The sequence below is a fragment of the Desulfuromonas thiophila genome (assembly GCF_900101955.1).
Lineage (GTDB): Bacteria > Desulfobacterota > Desulfuromonadia > Desulfuromonadales > Desulfuromonadaceae > Pseudodesulfuromonas > Pseudodesulfuromonas thiophila.
Window position 1 is genome coordinate 1 of sequence record NZ_FNAQ01000010.1, and the last position, 21649, is coordinate 21649.

The 21649-nt window shown below is 55.3% G+C and carries 23 protein-coding genes and 2 pseudogenes; 21 read left to right on the forward strand and 4 right to left on the reverse strand.

Translation table 11 applies throughout. From position 1 onward, the window contains the following. From BLR80_RS08620 to istB, 3 genes and pseudogenes are all read left to right on the forward strand, one after another. Positions 1-297: integrase core domain-containing protein (locus BLR80_RS08620; RefSeq protein WP_143012121.1), on the forward strand; the 297-nt coding region annotated here is incomplete at its 5' end. Positions 298-336: 39 nt separating this feature from the next. Then, a pseudogene (istA, locus tag BLR80_RS08625) lies at positions 337-977 on the forward strand (IS21 family transposase); the annotation flags it as partial. Further along, the gene (gene istB / locus BLR80_RS08630) at positions 974-1768 is read left to right on the forward strand and encodes an IS21-like element helper ATPase IstB (protein ID WP_092078730.1); all 795 of its coding nucleotides are present in this window, start codon (positions 974-976) and stop codon (positions 1766-1768) included. The pseudogene istA and the gene istB, both read left to right, overlap by 4 nt. Positions 1769-1780: 12 nt before the next feature. Here the strand turns inward: istB and BLR80_RS12955 are convergent, their stop codons facing one another. Then, positions 1781-2014 carry a hypothetical protein gene (locus BLR80_RS12955; RefSeq protein WP_171906389.1) on the reverse strand — a complete coding sequence of 78 codons (234 nt, stop codon included), beginning with the start codon at positions 2012-2014 and terminating at the stop codon, positions 1781-1783. A 69-nt stretch (positions 2015-2083) separates the two neighbouring features. Then, positions 2084-2900, reverse strand: a pseudogene (locus tag BLR80_RS08635) (IS3 family transposase); the annotation flags it as partial. A 239-nt stretch (positions 2901-3139) separates the two neighbouring features. On the opposite strand from BLR80_RS08635, the gene mnmE reads away from it, so the two are divergent. The 13 genes from mnmE (at position 3140) to BLR80_RS08700 (ending at position 16261) form a co-directional block, all read left to right on the forward strand. Next, positions 3140-4495: a tRNA uridine-5-carboxymethylaminomethyl(34) synthesis GTPase MnmE gene (mnmE, locus tag BLR80_RS08640; RefSeq protein WP_092078733.1), complete on the forward strand. Its 1356-nt coding sequence runs from the start codon at positions 3140-3142 to the stop codon at positions 4493-4495. A 256-nt stretch (positions 4496-4751) separates the two neighbouring features. Further along, the gene (gene mnmG / locus BLR80_RS08645) at positions 4752-6638 is read left to right on the forward strand and encodes a tRNA uridine-5-carboxymethylaminomethyl(34) synthesis enzyme MnmG (RefSeq protein ID WP_092078736.1); all 1887 of its coding nucleotides are present in this window, start codon (positions 4752-4754) and stop codon (positions 6636-6638) included. After that, the gene (gene rsmG / locus BLR80_RS08650) at positions 6631-7290 is read left to right on the forward strand and encodes a 16S rRNA (guanine(527)-N(7))-methyltransferase RsmG (RefSeq protein WP_092078738.1); all 660 of its coding nucleotides are present in this window, start codon (positions 6631-6633) and stop codon (positions 7288-7290) included. Before mnmG ends, rsmG begins: the two co-directional genes overlap by 8 nt. A 79-nt stretch (positions 7291-7369) precedes the next feature. Beyond that, positions 7370-8161, forward strand: a complete 792-nt coding sequence (locus BLR80_RS08655) for a ParA family protein (protein ID WP_092078741.1) — start codon at positions 7370-7372, stop codon at positions 8159-8161. Then, entirely contained in the window at positions 8136-8996 is an 861-nt protein-coding gene (locus BLR80_RS08660; RefSeq protein ID WP_092078744.1) for a ParB/RepB/Spo0J family partition protein, read from the forward strand. Before BLR80_RS08655 ends, BLR80_RS08660 begins: the two co-directional genes overlap by 26 nt. A gap of 485 nt (positions 8997-9481) precedes the next feature. Continuing rightward, positions 9482-9910: a F0F1 ATP synthase subunit B gene (locus BLR80_RS08665; protein WP_092078747.1), complete on the forward strand. Its 429-nt coding sequence runs from the start codon at positions 9482-9484 to the stop codon at positions 9908-9910. After that, the gene (locus BLR80_RS08670) at positions 9907-10506 is read left to right on the forward strand and encodes a F0F1 ATP synthase subunit B (protein ID WP_092078750.1); all 600 of its coding nucleotides are present in this window, start codon (positions 9907-9909) and stop codon (positions 10504-10506) included. Before BLR80_RS08665 ends, BLR80_RS08670 begins: the two co-directional genes overlap by 4 nt. Continuing rightward, entirely contained in the window at positions 10503-11045 is a 543-nt protein-coding gene (gene atpH, locus BLR80_RS08675) for an ATP synthase F1 subunit delta (protein WP_092078753.1), read from the forward strand. Before BLR80_RS08670 ends, atpH begins: the two co-directional genes overlap by 4 nt. An 8-nt stretch (positions 11046-11053) precedes the next feature. After that, positions 11054-12562 (forward strand): F0F1 ATP synthase subunit alpha, encoded by a 1509-nt coding sequence (gene atpA, locus BLR80_RS08680; protein WP_092078756.1) that lies wholly within the window; start codon positions 11054-11056, stop codon positions 12560-12562. Between the two features lie 24 nt (positions 12563-12586). Next, entirely contained in the window at positions 12587-13453 is an 867-nt protein-coding gene (gene atpG, locus BLR80_RS08685) for an ATP synthase F1 subunit gamma (protein WP_092078758.1), read from the forward strand. A 50-nt stretch (positions 13454-13503) separates the two neighbouring features. Further along, complete coding sequence (gene atpD / locus BLR80_RS08690; RefSeq protein ID WP_092078761.1) at positions 13504-14913, forward strand: F0F1 ATP synthase subunit beta; 1410 nt, start codon at positions 13504-13506, stop codon at positions 14911-14913. 56 nt (positions 14914-14969) lie between these two features. Beyond that, positions 14970-15383, forward strand: coding sequence for a F0F1 ATP synthase subunit epsilon (locus BLR80_RS08695; RefSeq protein ID WP_092078764.1), 414 nt, complete (start codon positions 14970-14972; stop codon positions 15381-15383). A 215-nt stretch (positions 15384-15598) separates the two neighbouring features. Further along, positions 15599-16261: a GntR family transcriptional regulator gene (locus BLR80_RS08700; RefSeq protein WP_092078767.1), complete on the forward strand. Its 663-nt coding sequence runs from the start codon at positions 15599-15601 to the stop codon at positions 16259-16261. A gap of 186 nt (positions 16262-16447) precedes the next feature. Here BLR80_RS08700 and BLR80_RS08705 read toward each other — a convergent pair whose 3' ends face one another. Both BLR80_RS08705 and BLR80_RS08710 read right to left on the reverse strand, forming a co-directional pair. Beyond that, positions 16448-17215 carry an ABC transporter permease gene (locus tag BLR80_RS08705; RefSeq protein ID WP_092078770.1) on the reverse strand — a complete coding sequence of 256 codons (768 nt, stop codon included), beginning with the start codon at positions 17213-17215 and terminating at the stop codon, positions 16448-16450. Further along, positions 17205-18155 (reverse strand): ABC transporter ATP-binding protein, encoded by a 951-nt coding sequence (locus tag BLR80_RS08710; RefSeq protein ID WP_245691439.1) that lies wholly within the window; start codon positions 18153-18155, stop codon positions 17205-17207. Before BLR80_RS08710 ends, BLR80_RS08705 begins: the two co-directional genes overlap by 11 nt. Before the next feature lie 135 nt (positions 18156-18290). Between BLR80_RS08710 and queC the strand changes: the two genes are divergently transcribed. The 5 genes from queC to tolR all read left to right on the forward strand — a co-directional run bounded on the left by queC (position 18291) and on the right by tolR (position 21635). Next, complete coding sequence (queC, locus tag BLR80_RS08715) at positions 18291-18974, forward strand: 7-cyano-7-deazaguanine synthase QueC (protein ID WP_092078775.1); 684 nt, start codon at positions 18291-18293, stop codon at positions 18972-18974. A 5-nt stretch (positions 18975-18979) separates the two neighbouring features. After that, entirely contained in the window at positions 18980-19759 is a 780-nt protein-coding gene (folE2, locus tag BLR80_RS08720; protein ID WP_245691433.1) for a GTP cyclohydrolase FolE2, read from the forward strand. A 41-nt stretch (positions 19760-19800) separates the two neighbouring features. Continuing rightward, positions 19801-20463, forward strand: a complete 663-nt coding sequence (locus tag BLR80_RS08725; protein WP_171906390.1) for a TIGR04282 family arsenosugar biosynthesis glycosyltransferase — start codon at positions 19801-19803, stop codon at positions 20461-20463. An 81-nt stretch (positions 20464-20544) separates the two neighbouring features. Continuing rightward, positions 20545-21219 carry a protein TolQ gene (gene tolQ / locus BLR80_RS08730; RefSeq protein WP_092078781.1) on the forward strand — a complete coding sequence of 225 codons (675 nt, stop codon included), beginning with the start codon at positions 20545-20547 and terminating at the stop codon, positions 21217-21219. Then, positions 21219-21635, forward strand: a complete 417-nt coding sequence (tolR, locus tag BLR80_RS08735; RefSeq protein WP_092078787.1) for a protein TolR — start codon at positions 21219-21221, stop codon at positions 21633-21635. Before tolQ ends, tolR begins: the two co-directional genes overlap by 1 nt. Positions 21636-21649: the final 14 nt, after the last annotated feature.

Genomic DNA, 21649 nt, shown 5'->3' on the forward strand with positions numbered 1-21649 from the left:
CGAGGGCTATCCCTGCGCATGGATCACGGCACCCAGTACCTCTCAGACCATTTTCAGAACCAGATCAAGTTCTGGGGGATCACTCCCAGCTTTGCCTTTGTTGCCGAACCCCAGACCAATGGAGTTGCCGAACGGTTCAACCGCACCTTGAAAGAGCAGGCCATCTATGGCCGGGTTTTCCGTAACATCACCGACGTTCGCGAAGCCGTGAAGACCTTCGTGGAGCTTTACAACAGCGAATGGCGTGTTGAGAAAAACGGCTTCAGATCACCCGATGAAATCCGTCAGGCGGCGTAAGCTAAACTTGTGTCCAGGGAACCGGTTCCGCTACAGGTTGAACTGCGCAAGGGAAAGCAGCCTCTGCACGCCTTTGTCGCCACCTTGGGATTCAGCCGTTTTTCGTTTGTTATGTTCACCACCAGCCAGAGTTTCGAGGTGCTGCGACAGTGCCACGAGGAGGCGTTTTCCTTCTTCGGCGGTGTCCCTCGTGAAGTACTTTACGACAACATGAAGACGGTGGTGCTGGAGCGCAACGCCTTCGGTGAAGGGAAACACCGCTTTCATTCCGGGCTGTGGGATGTCGCCAAACATTTTGGGTTCATGCTGCGCCTGTGCCGGCCTTACCGAGCCCAAACCAAGGGAAAGGTTGAGCGGTTCAACCGCTATCTTCGCTACAGTTTTTACTATCCGTTGCTGTCGCGGCTGAAGCAGGCCGGTCTGACGCTGGATGCGGCAACGGCCAACATCGAGGTGCGCAAATGGCTCGACGAAATCGCCAATTGTCGCATCCACAGTGAAACCGAGGAGCGGCCCTGCGATCGCCTTGATCTTGAACAACCGGCGCTGTTGCCATTGCCTTGTCGGCAGACCGTTGAACCGGGAAGACCGAATACCGCCTTCCAGCCTCCTGGCCAGTGACGCCCCTGCAGCGGCCGGTAGCCATTTATGAGCAGATGCTGCAAGGGGGTCAGCTATGAGCGATGTTCTGCATCAACGGATGGTGACCCTGTGCGATGCCCTCAAGTTTCAGGCGGTGGCCAATGTCTATAGCGACCTGGCCGAGGTGGCGGCGAAACAGGAGACATCCTACATCGAGTACCTGGAACAGGTGCTCAAAGCCGAGAATGACCTGCGCCAAGGGCGTTCGCGGCACACCATGGCCAAACTGGCTGGCTTTCCGGCCATCAAGACCTTGGAGGATTACGACTTTGAGTTTGCCACCGGCGCGCCACGGCAACGCATCATCGATTTGGCCGGCATGGCGTTTCTGGAGCGCAAGGAGAACGTCATCCTGCTCGGACCCAGCGGCACCGGCAAGACCCATCTGGCCATCGCCCTGGGCTATCGGGCCACGCAGTGCGGCGTCAAGGTGCGCTTCATCTGCGCTGCCGACCTGATGCTGCAACTTAAGAGCGCCCAGCGGCAAGGCCGTTATAAAGAAGTGTTGCGACGCAGCGTGCTGGGGCCGAGACTGCTGATCATCGATGAAATCGGGTATCTGCCCTTCAGCGACACCCAGGCGAACCTGTTCTTCCAGGTGATCGCCAAACGCTACGAAGAAGGCTCGGTCATCCTGACCTCGAATCTGAGCTTCGGCGAATGGGAGCAGGCCTTCGGCGGCAACACGGCCCTGACATCGGCCATGCTGGACAGACTGTTGCACCATGCCCATGTCATCCAGATCCGAGGCGACAGCTATCGGCTGAAAGAGAAACGCAGAGCGGGCATCATGGGCACCCCGCTACCGACAGCCCAGATTGAAGACTGACAGGCGGGTGGGTCAATTTTCAGTTTCCAAAGAACCGGTAAAATGGGTCAGTTTTCGATTGCCGTTGACAACGTTCTTCTTATGCTCCAGAAACGCCATGCCGGCCTGATCGATGAGGCGCTGAACTGATACTGAAGTTCGGACAGTGTGGCGGCGGGAATAAGGTGGAAAGCCATCATGGTTATGCCGCCAGTCCGAGTGTCGGGCCGGCGTAGCCGGGCTGGAGTTTTTGCCAATATGCTTCATCCTGGGTCTTATCGTCCAGGCTGGAATCAGGCCGCCGGGTGTTATAGAAACCGATCTAACGTTTCAGCCCCTGTTGGACCTGTCGGTTTCAAAGGCGCACAGATAAATGCACTCATATTTCAGAGAGCGCCAGAGTCGCTCAATCATTACATTGTCCATCCAGCGCCCTTTGCCATCCATCGAAATACAGATGTCAGGGTGCTTTTGGAGGCCCTCTTCGAGGGCTTCGGTGCAGAAGTCGGCTTCTATGGTGTTGGACAGCCGCCAGGACAGAGAACCTTGCGGGTTGCCCAGTCCATGATCGCCACTAGGTAGAGAAAGCCCCTGGGCATGGGGATATAACTGATGTCGGCGCCAGACTTTGTTAGAGCGATCGATGATTATCCCTTGCAGCAGATAGGGGTAGATCTTGTGTTGCTTGTTCGGTAACGAGGTCTTTGGCTTTTGGTAAATCGCTGACAGACTCATTTGCTTCATCAACCGGCTGATCAGGGTGCGGCTGACGGCATAGCCTTCTCGGCGCAGATGGCGGGTCATCTGCCGGGACTGTAAAAGTGTGTTTCCAGGTATTGTTCGTCGGTCAGGTGCATCAGTTCCAGATTCAGTTCAGTTTCGCCGCTCGGCCGGTAGTAGGTTGAGTGAGTAACCGATAAAAGCTCGCATTGCTTGACAATGCTCAAGTGTGGATGATTGGGTTGAACTAGGGCTTTCCTTCGGTCGTAGCTCAACGAATGCGACCGAAGGCGTCGGCTAAAAAATCCTGCTCCACCGTGAGCTGGCCGATCTTGGCGTGCAGTTCCTTGATCTGCGGATCATTGTTGTTGCGGGTACGTTCCGCTTTGCTGCTGAATGTTTCGGCCATATTGTCTATAGCCTGTCGCTTCCAGTTGGTGGTTTGTTTGGGGCCTCCTCCGCAGAATCTGTGGGTAGAGGGCGGTAAAAATTAGAGCATTGTCTCCCCCGGGTGGATAGGAAAATAACGAAGACCTGGGCTTTGAACTTGGCCAAATAGCGTTTACGTTTCAACTTGATCATGGAATCTCTCTTTCGTCAGTGCGTGGCTCTACACCTTAATGCACAGTCCGAAATTTTAGTACCAGCTCTATGCGTTAGAGGAGGCTTGTTGTGTACAATACAGCAGATACTATAATTGCGCCTGCTACGGCTATTGGTAATGGTGGTATAGCTATTTTGCGACTTTCTGGGCCCGATAGTCTTTATCTTTTGCAATTGCTTTTTACCCCTATGCGTCCGGATAATGCTTTTTGTAGTCATTATTTAATGTATGGTGTTTTGCGCGATGGCGATTCCCTTGTTGATCGTGTTATGGCTGTCTTTATGCGTTCTCCTAACAGCTTTACCCGTGAGGATGTTGCTGAAATTCACTGTCATGGAAATCGCCATATCGTTAATCGTATTCTTGACCTGTTTCTATCCAGAGGTGCCCGATTGGCACATCCAGGCGAATTTTCTTATCGATCCTTTCTTAATGGTGGAATGGATCTAACGCGGGCAGAAGCTGTTTCCGGATTAATTCAGGCTCGGAGTCATGACGGGGCTGTTCAGGCTCAGCTTCAGTTAGGTGGCAAGCTTCATGCTTTGATTGAGGAGGGGAGCGAGCGGTTGGTTTATATGCTCGCTTTGATTGAGGCTTATCTTGACTTTCCCGAGGATGAAGTATCGCCAGAGCATTATAAGACTCTGGAGGAAGAGGGTAGTGCTGCGCTTTCTTTTTTTTCGCGACTTGCTGATAGTTATTGTTATGGTCGCCTTTTGGCTGATGGGATCAAAATTCTGATTCTTGGTCCTCCTAATGCGGGTAAGAGTTCCTTGTTGAACTGCCTGCTAGGTTATGAACGGGCTATCGTTAGTCATGTCCCTGGTACAACTCGTGATTTTATTCAGGATGAATTTGTTCTTGGTCCATTTGCAGCCCAGTTGATTGATACTGCCGGTCTTCGCGATACTGATGATCCTGTTGAGTTGATCGGAATTCGAGTCGCGCGCGGCAAAATAGTTGAATCCGATCTTATTCTTTTTGTTGTTGATGGCACTTCACCTTTTGACTGTTCTCTTCCTGCAGATATTCCTCAAGGTAAACCACTTCTTTTAATCAATAATAAAATGGATGCGCCAGGCTTTCGAGATTTCCAGATGTCGGTACCTGTGGTTAATTTCTCTGCGAAGACAGGTGAGGGTCTCGATCGATTGAAAGCTAATATGCTTGATTGTTTATTGCCGGGGGGTGATTTGCCTGATCGTGAGTCGGTTGTCATTACCCAGCAACGGCACTATCAATCTCTTAAGGTTGTCAATGCTGAGTTGTCTGCGTTGTTGTCAGCTTTACGTGAAGGTGTTGAGGGTGAGTTTCTTTCTTGTCATTTGCGGCAAGCTCTTCAGGTTTTGTCTGAGCTGACTGGTGAGGTTTCTAATCCTGATATCTTAAGTGTGGTTTTTAGTAAATTCTGTATCGGCAAGTGAAGCTAGTCCTTTGTTGACTTTTATGTCTCCTGACGTCATATGTGTGGCCATTTTCCTTTTCTGTTGATGTCTGGCCATTAATTGCGCACTTAGTGCTCATCTGCTTCTTGCTTGCAGTTAAGGCTCAGTTGTAACTTGCGATTTCGTTTTTCTCTCTAGTTGTAGTATGATTCTTCGGTTGATTTCAATTTTTTCGTCTTCTGGGCTGAATTTGTGTACGAATGTTTCACGTGAAACATGAAGAATCGAGGCAAGAGTGTCGACATACGGTAAGATTTACGATGTGGTAATCGTTGGTGCAGGCCATGCAGGCTGTGAGGCGGCGTTCGCCAGCGCCCGTATGGGTTGCTCAACCTTGCTTTTAAATCTGAGTCTTGATGCCGTGGCGCAGATGTCATGTAACCCTGCGATAGGTGGGTTGGCCAAGAGTCAGCTGGTGCGAGAAATTGATGCCCTGGGTGGAGAGATGGCCCTGAATATTGATCAAACCGGTATTCAGTTTCGGGTGTTGAATACGCGTAAGGGGCCAGCCGTGCAGGCTTTGCGGGCTCAGGCTGATCGACGGTTGTATTCCTTGCGCATGAAACAACGGTTGGAAACTTGTGCCGGTTTGGATCTTAAGCAGGGTTCGGTGTGTCGGTTGCTGTTGGATAAAGACAGAATCTGTGGGGTGGTAACGCGCGAAGGGTTGGTGTTTCGGTGCCGTGCCGTGGTTTTGACTACAGGAACCTTCATGCGAGGGTTGATTCATGTGGGGTTGGATCATTATGCCGGAGGACGCGCGGGTGAGCCTCCATCTGAGGGATTGTCTGATCAGCTGCGATCACTTGGCTTTGATGTTGGACGTCTGAAGACGGGGACGCCACCGCGGCTAAATCGTCGTAGTATTGATTTCAGCCAGACTGAGGAGCAGCCGGGAGACTGTCCAGCCCCTGTGTTCTCTAGTATGTCGTCCGCTGTGGTGCAACATCAGGTGTCTTGTTTTATTACGGGGACCAACGAGCGCACGCATGAAGAAATTCGTAAAGGATTAGATCGCTCTCCGCTTTACAGTGGTGTGATAGAGGGGGTCGGCCCGCGCTACTGTCCATCAATAGAGGATAAGGTTGTTCGCTTTCCGGAAAAAACATGTCACCAGGTTTTTTTGGAGCCAGAGGGTTTAAAGACCGCCGAGATTTATCCAAATGGGGTGCCGACATCTCTGCCAGCAGACGTACAGCTGGCATTTTTGCGGACCATACCAGGGTTGCAGCAGGTAGAGATAATGCGGCCCGGATATGCTATCGAATATGATTATGTCAACCCGGTCCAGCTTAAACCCTCTCTAGAAACCAAGGGAGTTGCTGGACTCTTCAATGCAGGGCAGATTAATGGTACGTCGGGCTATGAAGAGGCGGGTGCCCAGGGCTTGATGGCTGGTCTCAATGCGGTGCGTTATGTGCGTGAACAAGAGCCTATAGTGCTGCGGCGTGATCAGGGGTATATCGGGGTTTTGCTGGACGATCTCGTGACTCTTGGGGCGACAGAACCCTACCGTATGTTTACGTCACGGGCGGAATACCGTTTGCTGCTGAGAGAAGATAATGCCGATCAGCGGCTGACTCCGCTGGGTCGTTCATTGGGTTTGGTAGATGATTCGCGTTGGTTCCGCTTTGAGAAAAAAATGCAGGAGCTATCACGCGCTGAAGAGTTGCTGGAAAAATGTCGGCTTCAGCCGCAGGAGGAAACCATCTGGCGAAGTGTTGGGCTGGATGAACTGAAGAATGGCATGAATCTGAAAACGGCGTTAAGGCGGCCTGAGATCGATATTAATCGACTGACCGGTTGCTTTGAAGAGCTGTCCTCTGTTGATCGGCAGATACTCAGGCAGCTGGAAACAGAAATAAAATACGCCGGATATATTGAACGGCAAAAAAAACAGGTTGAAGCCAGCCGAAAGCTGGAAGCGGTGAGGATTCCCGAGGATTTCGATTATCGATCAATTAATGGTCTCTCTCGCGAGGTGGTTGAAAAACTGCAGCGGGTTCAGCCACGCAATCTGCGTCAGGCGGGAATGATCTCCGGGGTAACACCCGCAGCCGTGGCCATCTTGGCAGTTATGCTGCGCCGACGCTCGCGGGAACGGCAGACGGCTGATGTCTGAGAAGTTATTCTTTCCGCTTGAGTTGTCTGAGCAGTTGCAGCTTAAAGGGCAAAATTCTCGCATCGTTGCCTTGGCCTGCGAGCGTTACATGCAGGAGCTGCTTAACTGGAATCAAAAAATAAACCTGACCGCGATCACAGACTGGGCTGAATGCTGGGAAAAGCACATCATCGATTCGCTGCAGTTGCTGGAGTTTCTGAAGGGAACAGAACGTTTGCTGGATCTTGGTTCGGGTGCGGGTCTGCCTGGTCTGGTGCTAGCCCTCGCCGTACCGCAACTGCAGGTAACTTCTCTGGATAAGGTCGAGAAAAAAATACGCTTCCAACGGCATTGTCAGCGACTGCTCCAACTGAATAATGTTCAGGTTGTTGCAGGGCGGATAGAGCAGCAGGTCTCCATATTGGAAAACAGCTTTGATGTGGTAGTCTGCCGAGCTTTGAACCGACTGGCCGATTTTGCCCGACTGGCGCAGCCTTTTTTGGTCGCTGATGGACGGTTGATAGCGATGAAAAGCACGCAGGTGCAAGCCGAGATTGAGCAATGGCGTCAGGAGGGTGGTGAAGAGACCCTGACGCTGGTGGATGTGCATGAATACCGTTTACCGTATTCAGGGGCCTATCGCGCCCTGGTGACACTAGCCCGGCGAACCTGACGGGTAGTCAACGACAACAAAAGAGCTGTGGTGGTGGCCAAGGGGGGCTTTTGGCTGAAAAGCCCAGAAGGAGAAATATATGGCAGCAACCATACTTGCCATTGCCAATCAGAAGGGCGGCGTAGGAAAAACGACTACAGCAGTAAATCTGGCTGCCAGTCTAGCGGTGGCAGAACAGCGCACGTTGCTGGTGGACATGGATCCCCAGGGCAATGCCAGCAGCGGGGTAGGGGTCGACAGCCGCGGCCTGGCTGAAACGATTTATCCGGTACTGCTGGATGAGGCACTTCTGTCCGAAGTTATTCGTCGCACTGACCTTGGGGGTCTTCATCTGGTTGCAGCCAATACCGATCTTATCGGGGCCGAACTGGAGTTGGTTGCCCTGGATGACCGTGAAACCTGTCTGCAACGCGCCCTGCTTGAGGTGATGGATGATTATGATTATGTTCTCATTGACTGTCCACCCTCGCTTGGCCTGCTGACCGTCAACGCGCTGGTGGCGGCTCATCAGGTTCTTGTCCCGCTGCAATGTGAATACTACGCCATGGAGGGCTTAGGCCACCTGACTAAAACCATTGAATTGATCAGACAGCAGCTCAATCCGAGACTGATTTTAGAGGGTATTGTTCTGACCATGTTCGATCAACGTAATAATCTGTCGCATCTGGTCAGCGAGGAGGCGAGACAGCATTTTGGCCGAAGTGTTTATGATACCGTTATTCCGCGTAATGTGCGTTTGTCGGAGGCGCCCAGCCACGGACAACCGGTGCTGCTGTACGATATTGGCTCAAAAGGGGCTCAGGCTTATATGCAGTTAGCTGAGGAATTTCTCAGGAGGTGTGCACATGGCGAAAAGACCCGCGTTAGGTAAGGGGATGGGGGCTTTGCTGGCAGGCGTGGCCGATCAGCGAGAGGGAAATTATTTTCTATGTCCGATCGAAGAACTCCGCCCACACGGCCAGCAACCGCGCAAGTCGTTCGATGACGAACGGTTGCAGGAACTGGTGGCCTCGATCCGGGAAAAGGGCGTGATTCAGCCTCTGGTGGTTCGGCGGGTAGAGGATCACTACCAGATTATCGCCGGCGAACGACGCTGGCGAGCGGCGCAGAAGGCTGGTCTGAGCGAGATTCCCGTTACGATTCAGAACGTCAGTGAGGATTGGGCTCTGGAAATCGCTCTGATTGAGAATATCCAGCGCGAAGATCTCAATCCGATCGAAGAAGCCAACGCCTACCGTAACCTGATTGAGAACTTTGATCTGTCGCAGGAGGATGTGGCTCGCCGTGTTGGCAAGAGCCGTTCGACGGTTACCAATGCCTTGCGCTTGCTGCGCTTGCCAGAAACGATTCAGCAGGAGGTCTTGAGTGGCCAGTTAAGCATGGGTCATGCCCGGGCGTTGCTGAGTCTGAATGAACCGGAAGATATGCTGGAGGCCAGCCAGCAGATCATTAAAAAGCAACTGTCCGTACGGGAAACGGAGGCTCTGGTAAAAAAAATCCAAGCATTCGAGGGGGGCGGTGCGGCGAAAGTAAAAGCCTCGGTAGCAAGTTTGTCCGCCGAATTGGAACAGTTGCAGGATATCCTGCGCAAGAATCTTGGCACCCAGGTGCGTATCCGGCCGGGCGGGGCAGGTGGCCGCATCGAAATTCATTACACTAACAGCAGTGAATTACAGCGCTTGCTTGATTTTATGAACGTTGTCTAGGAGTAGCTCCGCGTGGGAAAAACAGTCCGGCCGCAGCTGCCGCTGCTGTTTAACTGGCTGCTGAAAAGTCACCTCCGGGCTTTTTCAACGACGTAAGCCGCTGAAGCCATGCTTTCCGTCTTGCTCACAAAGTCAATCAATAGCAGGGTAAGGATTGATTTAGTGAGCCCTGTAAGGGACTCCAGGGGCTGATTCTGAACAGCCTGTTAATGCCGCTGAACAGGGTCGACGGGGATCGGGTGCTTGGAAAACGATTACAGGTTCTGGCCGCAGTGACTGGGGTGCGATGGGCTGGACGGCTACGATCAGGAGCCGCCCCCCCGATGGCGGAAGAAGAATGAAACTGCCTGATTGCTCTATAAAATTCTTGACTTACTACAAAACACTGTGTTAGGAATGCCCTGCTCTGCCCTGCAGGGTTTTTTTATGTATTCACTGGCAGCAAGCGCGAAAACTGGGAACAAAAAACGAAACGAGGTACCGCAGTGATCAGCATTGATTGGACCCTATTGGTGCAGTTTGTCAACTTCCTGGTGCTTATGGCCGTACTCAATGTCCTGCTGTACCGTCCGCTGCGGCGTGTTATGGCTGAAAGGCAGCAGGCAATCGACGGTGGCCATCAGAAAGCACGCGATCTGGAAGCGTCGATCAACGAGAAAATGGAACGCTACCAGAATCAGCTGACCCAGGCCAAGGTTGAAGGTAGCCAGCAGGCTGCCGCCCTGCGCGCCGAGGCCGCTCAGGAAGAAAGCCGTTTGCTGAGCGCAGCCCGCGACGAAGCTGGTCAGCGGCTGGAACAGCTCAAGGGCGCTGTTGCACAGGAAGCTGAACGGGCCCGCAAAGGTCTCAAGAAGGATGCAGAAGGCTTGGCGGCGTCGATCGCCAGCAAGGTTCTGGGGAGAAATGTGAAATGATGTCGCTTGCCCGTATCAACAAGATATGTCGGCCCGTCGTGCTGGGTTCGGCTGCCCTGATCGTCGCTGCTGGTGTCAGCTATGCTTCCGGTGATGCACATCATGCGGATAGTGGTGTGTTGCTGAAGGACTTTCTTTACCGTGTCTTCAATTTCAGTATAACCGTTGGTGTACTGGTCTATTTTGTGGCCCGGCCCCTGAAGAAGGCGCTGAGCGGCCGTCGTGAAGGCATTGAAAAAGCTTTGCGCGAGGCTCAGGAAACTGCCGCTGCCGCCGAAGCCAAATTTGCCGAATACGATGCCAAGCTCAGTCGTGCCGCAGAAGAGATTGTGACGCTTAAGGCAACACTGCAGGCGGAAGCCGTGGCCGAGAAGGAGCGTCTGGTGGCCCAGGCCAGGGCAGCAGCCGACCAGATTCGTCAGGAGGCGGGTAAGACCGCCGAAAGCGAAGTGGCACGGGCACGACTGCTGCTGCAGCAGGAAGCTGCTGGCCTGGCTGTGGAACTGGCAACGGATCTGCTGAAGAAAAACTTCACCCGGGAGGATCAGGCCCGCCTGGTCGAGGAATACAAGATTAAAGTGGGAGAATTGCATTGAGTACCAGCGCGATTTCAAAACGGTACGCCCAGGCTCTGGTGGAGCTGGCGGCGGAGCAGGAACTGGTCGAGCAGACCGGGACAGAGCTGGAAGCTGTTACCGCGCTGCTGGCGCGGGAGCGCGCTTTGCGCCTGCTGATGGAAAGTCCGACCCTGGCCACAGAAAAAAAGCAGGCGATTTTTGCCGACATCGCCGACAAGATACAGCTCAGCGCGATTATGCGCAACTTTGTCGGATTGTTGGTCCAAAAGGATCGCATGCGTTATGTGAAGCAAATCACGACGGATTACCGCGCTTTGGCCGATGCCCGTTCCGGCATTGTGCGGGCGCTGGTGACCTCGGCGACAAAGCTGACCAAGAACCAGGCCGATCTCATCAGGCAGGGACTGGAACAGCAGACCGGTTGCACGGTTGATCTGCAACTGGAGGTGGATTCGAGCCTGATCGGTGGCTTGAAGGCCCAGGTGGGCGACAAGGTTTTTGACGGCAGCATCAAGACCCAGCTCAATCGGATTGAAGATACCTTAAAGAAGGGGTAAGCGGACTCATGGAAATCAAAGCAGAAGAAATCAGCGCGATTATCAAGAAGCAGATCGAGAATTTCGGCCGTGAGGTTGAAGTCAGCGAGACCGGCAGCATCATCTCTGTGGGCGACGGTATTGCTCGTATTCACGGTCTGGATAAGGCCATGTCCGGTGAGTTGCTGGAGTTTCCCGGCAACACCATGGGGATGGTACTCAACCTGGAAGAAGACAATGTCGGCGCCGCCATTCTGGGGGATTCCGAACATATCAAGGAAGGCGATACCGTCAAGCGTACTGAGCGCATCGTTCAGGTACCGGTTGGTGAAAGTCTGATTGGTCGCGTAGTTAATGGTATTGGTCTGCCGATTGATGGCAAGGGCGAAATCAAGTCTGATCATTACAGCCAGGTCGAAATCAAGGCCCCGGGTATCGTTGCTCGTAAATCGGTTCACGAGCCGATGCAGACCGGTCTGAAAGCTATTGATGCCATGGTTCCTATCGGCCGCGGACAGCGCGAACTGATCATTGGCGACCGTCAAACCGGCAAGACGGCAGTGGCCATTGACACCATCATCAACCAAAAGGGCCAAGACGTTATCTGTATTTATGTCGCCATCGGCCAGAAGCGGTCAACGGTCGCCCAGGTGGTTGACAAGCTCAAGCAGCACGGTGCCATGGATTACACCATTATCGTTGCCGCCACTGCTTCCGATCCGGCCCCGCTGCAGTTCATTGCACCCTATACCGGTGTCACCATGGGTGAGTTCTTCCGCGACAACGGCCGCCATGCACTGATCATCTATGATGATCTGTCCAAGCAGGCTGTTGCCTACCGCCAGCTGTCACTGCTGCTGCGTCGTCCGCCTGGACGTGAGGCTTTTCCCGGTGACGTATTCTATCTGCACAGCCGCCTGCTTGAACGTGCGGCCAAGCTCAATGACAACCTCGGCGCCGGTTCGTTGACCGCGTTGCCAATTATCGAGACCCAGGCCGGTGACGTTTCTGCTTATATCCCGACCAACGTGATCTCGATTACAGACGGCCAGATCTTCCTCGAAACCGATCTGTTCTATTCCGGTGTGCGTCCGGCCATCAACGTCGGTCTGTCGGTCTCCCGCGTCGGCGGCAGTGCCCAGATCAAGGCCATGAAGCAAGTGGCCGGTACCCTGCGTCTGGCTCTGGCTCAGTATCGTGAAATGGCGGCTTTTGCTCAGTTCGGATCAGACCTCGATGCGGCTACCCAGCGCCAGCTGCAGCGCGGTGAGCGTCTGGTCGAGATTCTCAAGCAGGGGCAGTATCAGCCGCTGCCGGTAGCCCAGCAGATTGTGGTGATTTACGCTGCCAATAATGGCTATGTTGATGCCTATCCGACTCAGGCCATCCGCCGTTATGAAGCCGAGCTGTTGTCGTTCATGGCGACCAAGCATGGTGATATCATGAATGATCTGACGACGAAAAAGGCCATCGATGCCGATCTGCAAGGTCGTATCAAGGCAGCACTGGAAGAATTTAAGGGCCAGTTTGTTGCCTAACAGCTTTAATCCGAGGGTGCTCTGATGGCAAATCTGAAGGATATCAAGAAGCGGATCGGCACGGTTAAAAACACGCAGCAGATTACCAAGGCTATGAAAATGGTGTCTGCCGCGAAGCTGCGTCGTGCCCAGGACGCTGTTGTCGCTGCCCGGCCCTATGCCGACAAGATGGCCGAAGTTCTGGCCAGCATGGCCTCGCGCGAACTCGAACAGAGTCATCCGTTGCTCGAACAACGTGAAAAAAAGCGTGCTCTGGTTCTGGTGGTTACAGCAGACCGCGGTCTGTGCGGTGGTTTCAACAGCAATATCGCCAAGGCTGCCGAGGCTTTTGCCCGTGCTAACGAGGTGGATTTTGAGGAAATCGCTCTGCGTATAGTCGGCCGCAAGGGCAATGAGATGCTCAAACGCCGCGCCGGTCTGGTGATTGACAAGGTCTATGAAAACATCACCGGGCACATAAGCTATGCCACTGCGGCGTTGCTGGGTCAGGAAATCGTGTCGGACTACGAAGCCGCCCTGTACGACTCGGTGTACGTTTTATATAACCGGTTTAACAGTGCGATCAGCCAGGAAGTCACGTTGACCCAATTGTTGCCGATCCAGCCGGAACCTGTGGTGGAAGACACCTACATGGCCGATTACATCTACGAGCCAGGTTGCGCTGAGGTGCTGTCGTCGATTCTGCCGAAATATGTCGAGGTGCAGATCTTTCGCTCGCTGCTCGAATCGGTGGCGTCGGAGCATGGTGCCCGCATGAGCAGCATGGACAATGCCAGCAAGAACGCGGCGGAGATGATCAATAAGCTGACCCTGCAGTACAACCGGGCTCGTCAGGCAGCCATCACCACCGAGCTGATGGAGATCATTTCCGGCGCTGAGTCGATCAAATAACGTCTACCCGTCTTCGCTCCACCCCGTGGGTGCCAAAGGAGTTTTAGATCATGAATAAGGGAAAAATTGTACAGGTCATCGGCCCAGTCGTTGACGTTCAGTTTGAAGCCGGCAAACTGCCTGAAATCTATCACGCTGTTAAAATCACCAATCCCTCCCTTGGTGGTGGCGAGTGGAATCTGGTGTGTGAGGTTGCGCAGCATCTGGGCGAAAATACCGTCCGGACCATTGCCATGGACTCCACCGAGGGTCTGGTGCGTGGCCAGGAGGTTTTGTCCACGGGCAAGCAGATCGTCATGCCGGTTGGTCGCAAAACCCTTGGCCGCATTCTTAACGTGGTTGGTGAGCCCGTCGACGAGGCTGGACCGGTCAATGCTGACAAGGAATGGGAAATTCACCGGCCAGCGCCGGCTTTTGTCAACCAGTCGACCAAGGTTGAGTCCTTTGAAACCGGTATCAAGGTCATCGACCTGCTTGCTCCCTATGCCCGTGGCGGCAAGATTGGTCTGTTCGGCGGTGCCGGCGTCGGCAAAACCGTTCTGATCATGGAACTGATCAACAATATCGCCCAGCAGCATGGCGGTTTTTCCGTATTTGCCGGCGTTGGCGAGCGTACCCGTGAAGGCAACGACCTGTGGCAGGAAATGAAGGAATCCGGCGTTCTCGATAAGGCAGCGCTGATTTATGGCCAGATGAACGAGCCCCCTGGCGCCCGTGCCCGAGTGGCATTGTCGGCGCTGACCGTGGCGGAATATTTTCGCGACGAGGAGAATCAGGATGTGTTGCTGTTTGTTGACAACATCTTCCGTTTCACTCAGGCAGGTTCCGAGGTTTCGGCACTGCTTGGCCGCATTCCGTCGGCTGTCGGTTATCAGCCGACACTCAGCACCGAAATGGGCGAGCTGCAGGAGCGCATTACCACCACGGACAAGGGCTCGATTACCTCGGTCCAGGCCATTTACGTTCCGGCGGACGACCTGACCGACCCGGCTCCGGCAACGGCTTTCGCCCACCTTGACGCCACGACCGTTCTTTCCCGTCAGATTGCTGAACTCGGTATCTATCCGGCGGTGGATCCTCTCGACTCTTCCAGCCGTATTCTTGATCCTCAGGTCGTCGGCGAAGAGCACTATCAGCTGGCGCGTGACGTGCAGTATGTTTTGCAGCGCTACAAGGATCTACAGGACATCATCGCGATTCTCGGTATGGATGAGCTTTCCGAGGAGGACAAGCTGGTGGTTGCCCGTGCCCGCAAGATCCAGCGTTTCCTGTCGCAGCCGTTCCATGTGGCTGAAGCCTTTACCGGTACGCCGGGTAAATACGTCGAGCTGAAGGATACCATTCGCGGCTTCCGTGAAATTGTTGATGGCAAGCACGATAGCGTGCCCGAGCAGGCCTTCTATCTGGTGGGCACCATTGAAGAGGCGCTGGAAAAAGCAAAATCGATGGCTGCAGCCTGATCGTGTGCGTACAGGGACGGCACCTTGCCCTCCTGCTAAGATAAAGGAAATCGCTCATGGCTGAAAAAATGAAACTGGAAATGGTGACGCCCTATAAAAAGGTGCTGTCAGAGGAGGTTGACGAGATCATCGCGCCTGGCATTGTGGGCGAGTTGGGTCTACTTCCTGGCCATACCCCTCTGCTGACGACCCTGAAGATAGGTGAGCTGACCTATCGCAAAAATGGTGCTGCCTTTCATGTGGCGGTCAATTGGGGCTATCTTGAAGTTGAGGACGATACGGTCACGGTTTTGGCCGAAACGGCCGAGCCGGCCGACGAGATTGACCTGGCACGGGCTCAGGCCGCACTGGGACGGGCAGAAATCGCCCTGAAGACCCTGACGCCGGAAGACAAGAACTACCGGATCATGGAGGCCGCGCTGGAACGGGCTCTGATTCGTATCCAGGTGGCGGGCAAGAAGGTGCGCTAGTCCGACCTTCTGCTATCAGCGCGTGGCATGCAAGACGGCATTTCCTGAACAGGGAGTGCCGTCTTTTTTCTTGGCAGGTTGTATCGGGCAGAAGCGGTTCGGGTAGCGTTGCAAATAGAACTTGCCTTTACGGATGTATACTGTATACACTAAAAACCGTTACCGGAACGATCAATACAGTTTCGCCTGCTGCAGGCGGAAGGAAACAGTTCTTCATGAAGAATAAGTCTATCGAACGTCATCAGACGCTGCGCGAGAAAATTCTCGAAAGTATCCGTGATGCTATTTTGCGGGGTAGCCTGCGGGCTGGCGAGCGGGTATCCGAGCCTGAACTGGCGGAACGCTATGGTATCAGTCGCACTCCGATCCGGGAGGCCTTTCGTCAGCTGGAATCGGAAGGCTATCTGACCGTGGTGCCGCGCAAAGGCGCGGTCGTGACGGCGCTGTCCGAACGGGATGTTGAGGAGTTTTATTCAATCAAAAGTATTCTTGAGGGTTATGCTGCTAATCTGGCAGCGCAGCGCCTGAGCGACAAGGATATTGAAAAACTTGAAGCGATCAACAACCGGTTGGCCAAGCTGGCTTCTGCTGGGGATGTGAAAACCTTTTTTCGCGTTCACAATGAGTTTCATGAACACTTTATCCGAGCGTCTGGCAACTCCCGCCTGCTGGAGTTGATCCAGCAGTTGCTCAAGAAGTTTGACCGCCTGCGCATTGCCTCTTTATCGCTGCCCGGCCGCATGGAGATTTCGGTGCAGGAGCATCGCAAGATCATTGATGCCTTTCGTCAGCGCGACAGCGAAACAGCTGATCTTCTCGTTCGCAAGAACGCGGCCTATGGTGGTCAGGTGTTGATCCAGAGTATGAATAATGATTAGCATCGTATAGCGCCTGTCCACCAGGAGGGGTGCAGCCAAGGTGCGACAGGTTGGCACAGCGCGCAGACCGGATCAACATGTAATCTTCAGGAACGTCACCGGCACAGAGCCTTAGGTGGCGTTTTTTCGTTGGGAGCGATGGGGAGCAATTCAGTGCCGAAAGCTGGCGGTTGCTGACAAAGGAATTCAGGGGCGAAAGCGGGGACAGTGCTCGATCAGATAGACAGCGACGCCAAAGAGGACGAGTGCGCCGGCGAGGCTCAGGCCGAAGGAAAGGGCAAGTTCCAGTTCACCAAAGCCGAGCAGGGCGTGACGGAAACCGTCGAGCAGATAGAGCAGTGGATTGCACAGGGACAGTTTCTGCCACAGCGGCGGCAGAATCGAGACGGGATAGAAGACGCCACCCAGAAAGATCAGCGGCAGCAGCACAAAATTGATATACATGGACAGACCATCAAAACTGTTGGCAAACAGTCCGGCGATCAGTCCCAGCAGGGCGAACAGGAAGCTGGCCAGTAGTGCCATCAGGGCGGCCAGAAAGGGATGGCTCCAGGGTAGCGGGGTGAAAATGCGGGCGATTAGGCCAACGGCTGTGCCCACCAGCATGCCCCGCAGCATGGCTGCCAGACAATAGGCCGCAACGATTTGGCAGGCAGATAATGGCAGAACGAGCAGGTCGGCGATGCTGCCGAGATGGCGTGACATGAACAGCGATGAGGAGGTGTTGGAAAAAGCGTTGTTGATAATGCCCATCAGGATCAGTCCGGGAGTAACAAACTGGACATAGCTGAAACCATCGACAACGCTGATGCGCTGGCCCAGGGTGGCGCCGAAGACAAACAGATAAAGCACCGCGATCATCACCGGGGTCAGCAGGGTCTGACTGTAAACCCGGGTAAAACGGCGAATTTCCTTAAGCAATAGGGTTGTAAAGCAGCGCCGGCTATTGAACATGGAGCACTCCGGTGGTTTTGGCGCTGGCTACATCGCGGGTCAGGTGCAGGAACACGTCTTCGAGACTCGGACCGCTGGTATCAAAATCGCTGATATCCAGGCCAAGCTGCTGCAGCTGTGTCAGCAGCAGACAGACGGAGGTCTCGGCCGGCAGGCGCAATTGCAGCGCACGGCCGCCAGAACTCAGCTGAGGTTGCCAGGGCATCAGTGCCGACGGTATCGCCCGCAGCGGGCGAGACAGCCTGACGTGCAGCTGGCGCTGCTGGATCTGCTGTTTGAGCCGCTCTGTGGCATCAAGCGCTACCAGTCGACCCTGCTTGAGGATGGCGACGCGCTGACACATCTGTTCGGCTTCCTCCAGGTAGTGGGTTGTCAGCAGAACCGTGGTGCCGGACCGGTTGACATCGCGGATGAACTGCCACAGGCTGTGACGCAATTCCAGATCCACACCCGCGGAGGGTTCATCAAGGATCAACAGGGCAGGCTTGTGAATCAGGGCTTTGGCTAGCATGAAACGGCGCTTGGTGCCACCGGAGAGATGATTAACCGGTTTGTGCAGATAGGGAGTAAGGGCCAGGCGTTCAACAATGTGGGCGTACCAGTGCGGGTCGAGCTGGGTACCATAGAAACCGGGCTGCAACTGCAGGGCCTGATGGATGGTGAAAAAGGGGTCGGCGATGAGTTCCTGATGCATGACGCCGAGCTGGCAGCGGGCTGCCCGGCTGCGACTGGCACTGCGGAGTACTGGCTGACCGAAGACATGGATGGCACCGGAACCAATGCGGCAGCCACCAGCGATCATGTTGATGGTGGTACTTTTGCCGGCGCCGTTGGGACCGAGCAGACCGAAGATTTCGCCGGCCTCCACGCGGAAACTCAGATGATCCACCACCAGCTGGGAGCCGAAGTGTTTGCACAGGTCAACTATGTCCAACGCCACTGTCATGGCGGCACTATAACGCAAAAAAGGGATGGGAGATAACCTTTCTTTTCCGCGGGGTTTTGTGTAGAGTGTGCGCCGCCGCGGGGCCGGCTCTCGCCACCCTGACCGACACAGCCGAATGGGACGATAACGATGAAAAAAGCAGTGGTTCTCTACAGTGGCGGCCTGGATTCAACAACCTGTGTCGCCCTGGCACAGGCAGCGGGTTGCCGGGTTCATGCCCTGAGTTTTGCTTATGGGCAGCGCCATCAGATCGAGTTGGAGCAGGCTCGCCGGTTTGCCGGCCGTCTGGGCATCAGCGAGCACCGGATAGTCAGTATCGATCTGCGTCAGTTTGGCGGCAGTGCCCTGACCGCCGATCTGGAGGTGCCCAAGGACTGCTGCGATGAGCCTGGTATTCCGGTTACCTATGTGCCCGCCCGTAACACCATCTTTTTGTCCTACGCCCTGGCCTGGGCCGAGGTGCTCGGTTGTTTCGATATCTATATCGGGGTCAATGCCCTCGACTACTCCGGTTATCCCGACTGCCGGCCCGAGTTTATTGCCGCCTTTGAACAGATGGCCAATCTGGCGACCCGTGCCGCGGTGGAAGGACAGGGCCATTTCCGCATTCACGCGCCACTGTTGCAGCTGACCAAGCGCGAAATTATCGAAACCGGTCTGCGGCTGGGGGTAGACTACAGCCTGACCCATTCCTGCTACGATCCGGATGCCAGCGGTGCCGCCTGTGGCCGCTGCGATTCCTGTCTGCTGCGGCTCAAGGGCTTTCGCGAAGCCGGCCTGACCGATCCGGTGCGCTACCAGGCGCGGGGCTAGCCGCCATGAAGACCATGCCCGATCTGCAACAGAGCCGCGATACCCGCCAGATCGCCATTGATCGCGTCGGCATCAAGGATGTCCGTTACCCCATCGTGGTCCTGGACAAGAACCGGTCACGCCAGCACACCATTGCCAGCGTCAATATGTATGTCGAGTTGCCCCACCAGTTCAAGGGCACCCATATGAGCCGTTTTGTGGAGATTCTCAACCAGTACCGCGGCGAGATTACCTTCTACAATATGGATCGGATTCTGGCGGCCATGAAAGAGCGACTCGAATCCGATTGTGCTCATATGGAGCTGAGTTTTCCCTATTTTATCGAGAAAACAGCACCGGTTTCGGGCGCCCGCAGCCTGATGAGCTACGATTGCCGGTTTATCGGCACCCTGGCCACTGACAAGGATTTTGTCCTGGAGGTCTGTGTGCCCCTGACTTCTCTGTGTCCCTGCTCACGCGAAATCAGCCGCTATGGCGCCCATAACCAGCGTAGCTATGTACGGGTTGCCATTCGCGCTCATGACATGGTCTGGATTGAGGATCTGGTGGCGCTGGTGGAGGAATGCGGCAGTGCGCCGGTCTATGCCCTGCTCAAGCGTGAAGACGAAAAAGCGGTAACCGAGCAGGCCTACGAGAACCCGCGTTTTGTCGAGGACATCGTGCGCGAGGTGACCCGCCGGCTCAAGGCGGTGGCGGCCATAGACTGGTTCAGTGTGGAGTGTGAAAATTTCGAGTCGATTCACGACCATTCAGCGTATGCCACCCTGGAATATCGCCGGGGATAACTGTGGATAAGTCGGTGGTTTCTACAGAGTTATCCACAGAAGTGCCACCGCTGGCGCCGCAGCAGTTGTGGATACTGGCGAAACAGCCGCTGGCGGGGCAGGTAAAAACCCGCCTGGTTCCGCCGCTGCAATCGCGCCAGGCGGCGGCTCTGGCGGGGCTGAGTCTCAAGGATAGTCTGACCCTGGCCAGACAACTGCCGGAGGTGCATACCGGTTTGTGTGTGGCGGGAGATCTCGCCTGGTTTGCCCGCCAGGCTGCTGATCTGCCCTGCCGAGCGCAGGTCGAGGGTGATCTGGGGGCGCGGCTGACGGCGTTGTTCGCGCAGGCTTTTGCCGCTGGCGCCCGTCGCGTCTGCGCCATCGGCAGCGACAGCCCCGATCTGCCACCTGGTCGTATTGGCGAGGCCTTTGCCGCCCTGGCGGACCACGATGTTGTCATAATTCCTGCATCTGATGGCGGTTATGTGCTGATCGGCTGCAGCGGCGCTTATCCGCAGCTGTTTGACGCCATCGCCTGGAGCAGTCCGCTGGTCTGTCGCCAGAGCTGTGAGCGGGCGGTTGCGGCCGGTCTGCGGTTGCGGCTGCTCCCGCCCTGGCACGATCTGGATACTCCGGCGGATTTGCGACGGCTGGCAATGCAGCCCGGCCGGTTGCGGAGTCAGCGTTATGCCCGTCGTTGTCTGCGGGCGTTGCCAAAAAGTTGACCTCCCTGTCAAGAACGGCGGGGCCGGATTGGCCGGTGGCGCCAGCAGGGGGGCGTGTTCTGTAACGAGAAGGAGTGTCAGGTGGCGGAATTGATCTGGAACGCCGGACCGGTCGTCAAACTGGTGATGCTGTTACTGGTTTATCTGTCCGTGGTTTCCTGGGCGATCATATTGTACAAATGGCGGCTGGTGCGGCGGGCCTTGCAGCAGAGCCAGGCGTTTCTCGACTGTTTCTGGAGCAAGCGGCGCCTTGATCTGGTGGCCCAGCAGCTGGATAGCTTCAGCGATTCACCGCTGACGGCACTGTTCCGGGAAGGTTATCAGGAGCTGGTGCGGGTGCAGCCCCCACGCAAGGAGGGCGAGGCGCCGACGCTGGTGCTCAGCGACAGTGGCGCCGACAATATCGCCCGTGCCCTGCGGCGCAGCACGACCCAGCAGACCCAGCAGCTCGAAAAATATCTGACCTTTCTGGCCACTACCGGTTCGACCGCACCCTTTATCGGTCTGTTTGGCACGGTCTGGGGCATCATGGATTCCTTCCATGGCATCGGTCAGACCGGCAGCGCCTCGCTGGCGGTGGTGGCGCCGGGTATTTCCGAGGCCCTCATCGCCACGGCCATCGGTTTGCTGGCCGCCATTCCAGCGGTGGTCGGCTATAACTACTTCCTCAGCAAAATCAACCGCCTGATCGGCCAGATGGATACCTTTAGTCAGGAATTCCTCAATATTGTCCAGCATATGGCGCGGAGGGCGTAATGGAACTGGGCCCTGGGCCACGCCGTGGCGCCATGTCGCAGATCAACGTGACGCCCTTTGTCGATGTCATGCTGGTTTTGCTCATCATCTTCATGGTGACAGCGCCGATGATGGAAAAGGGTGTCGATGTCAATTTGCCGGAAGTCAGTCAGGCGCCTGATCTACAGGCGGCCCAGACCGCGCTGATGGTCAGTATCGACGCCAAGGGGCAGATCTTTGTCTCCGGCCAGGCGGTCGAGAACCCCCAGCAGCTTGTCGCTGTGCTGCAGCAAATGCGTAAGGAGGCAACGGATAAGGCCGTCTATCTCGAAGCGGACCGGGAGGTGCGCTATGAGCAGGTGATGCAGGTGATGGCGGCAATTCGCCAGGCGGGTGTCGAGCGGCTGGGCATGGTGGCTCAGGAAGAACGCCGTTAACGGCAAAGGCAGAA

Excerpts from the sequence above, each read along its gene's own strand:
- BLR80_RS12955 (WP_171906389.1), bottom strand. The coding sequence starts at position 2,014 with ATGAAGCATATTGGCAAAAACTCCAGCCCGGCTACGCCGGCCCGACAC.
- atpD (WP_092078761.1), top strand. The coding sequence starts at position 13,504 with ATGAATAAGGGAAAAATTGTACAGGTCATCGGCCCAGTCGTTGACGTT.
- BLR80_RS08695 (WP_092078764.1), top strand. The coding sequence starts at position 14,970 with ATGGCTGAAAAAATGAAACTGGAAATGGTGACGCCCTATAAAAAGGTG.
- queC (WP_092078775.1), top strand. The coding sequence starts at position 18,291 with ATGAAAAAAGCAGTGGTTCTCTACAGTGGCGGCCTGGATTCAACAACC.
- folE2 (WP_245691433.1), top strand. The coding sequence starts at position 18,980 with ATGAAGACCATGCCCGATCTGCAACAGAGCCGCGATACCCGCCAGATC.
- tolR (WP_092078787.1), top strand. The coding sequence starts at position 21,219 with ATGGAACTGGGCCCTGGGCCACGCCGTGGCGCCATGTCGCAGATCAAC.
- atpA (WP_092078756.1), top strand. The coding sequence starts at position 11,054 with ATGGAAATCAAAGCAGAAGAAATCAGCGCGATTATCAAGAAGCAGATC.
- atpG (WP_092078758.1), top strand. The coding sequence starts at position 12,587 with ATGGCAAATCTGAAGGATATCAAGAAGCGGATCGGCACGGTTAAAAAC.
- BLR80_RS08670 (WP_092078750.1), top strand. The coding sequence starts at position 9,907 with ATGATGTCGCTTGCCCGTATCAACAAGATATGTCGGCCCGTCGTGCTG.
- BLR80_RS08655 (WP_092078741.1), top strand. The coding sequence starts at position 7,370 with ATGGCAGCAACCATACTTGCCATTGCCAATCAGAAGGGCGGCGTAGGA.
- istB (WP_092078730.1), top strand. The coding sequence starts at position 974 with ATGAGCGATGTTCTGCATCAACGGATGGTGACCCTGTGCGATGCCCTC.
- BLR80_RS08660 (WP_092078744.1), top strand. The coding sequence starts at position 8,136 with ATGGCGAAAAGACCCGCGTTAGGTAAGGGGATGGGGGCTTTGCTGGCA.
- rsmG (WP_092078738.1), top strand. The coding sequence starts at position 6,631 with ATGTCTGAGAAGTTATTCTTTCCGCTTGAGTTGTCTGAGCAGTTGCAG.
- BLR80_RS08705 (WP_092078770.1), bottom strand. The coding sequence starts at position 17,215 with ATGTTCAATAGCCGGCGCTGCTTTACAACCCTATTGCTTAAGGAAATT.
- BLR80_RS08700 (WP_092078767.1), top strand. The coding sequence starts at position 15,599 with ATGAAGAATAAGTCTATCGAACGTCATCAGACGCTGCGCGAGAAAATT.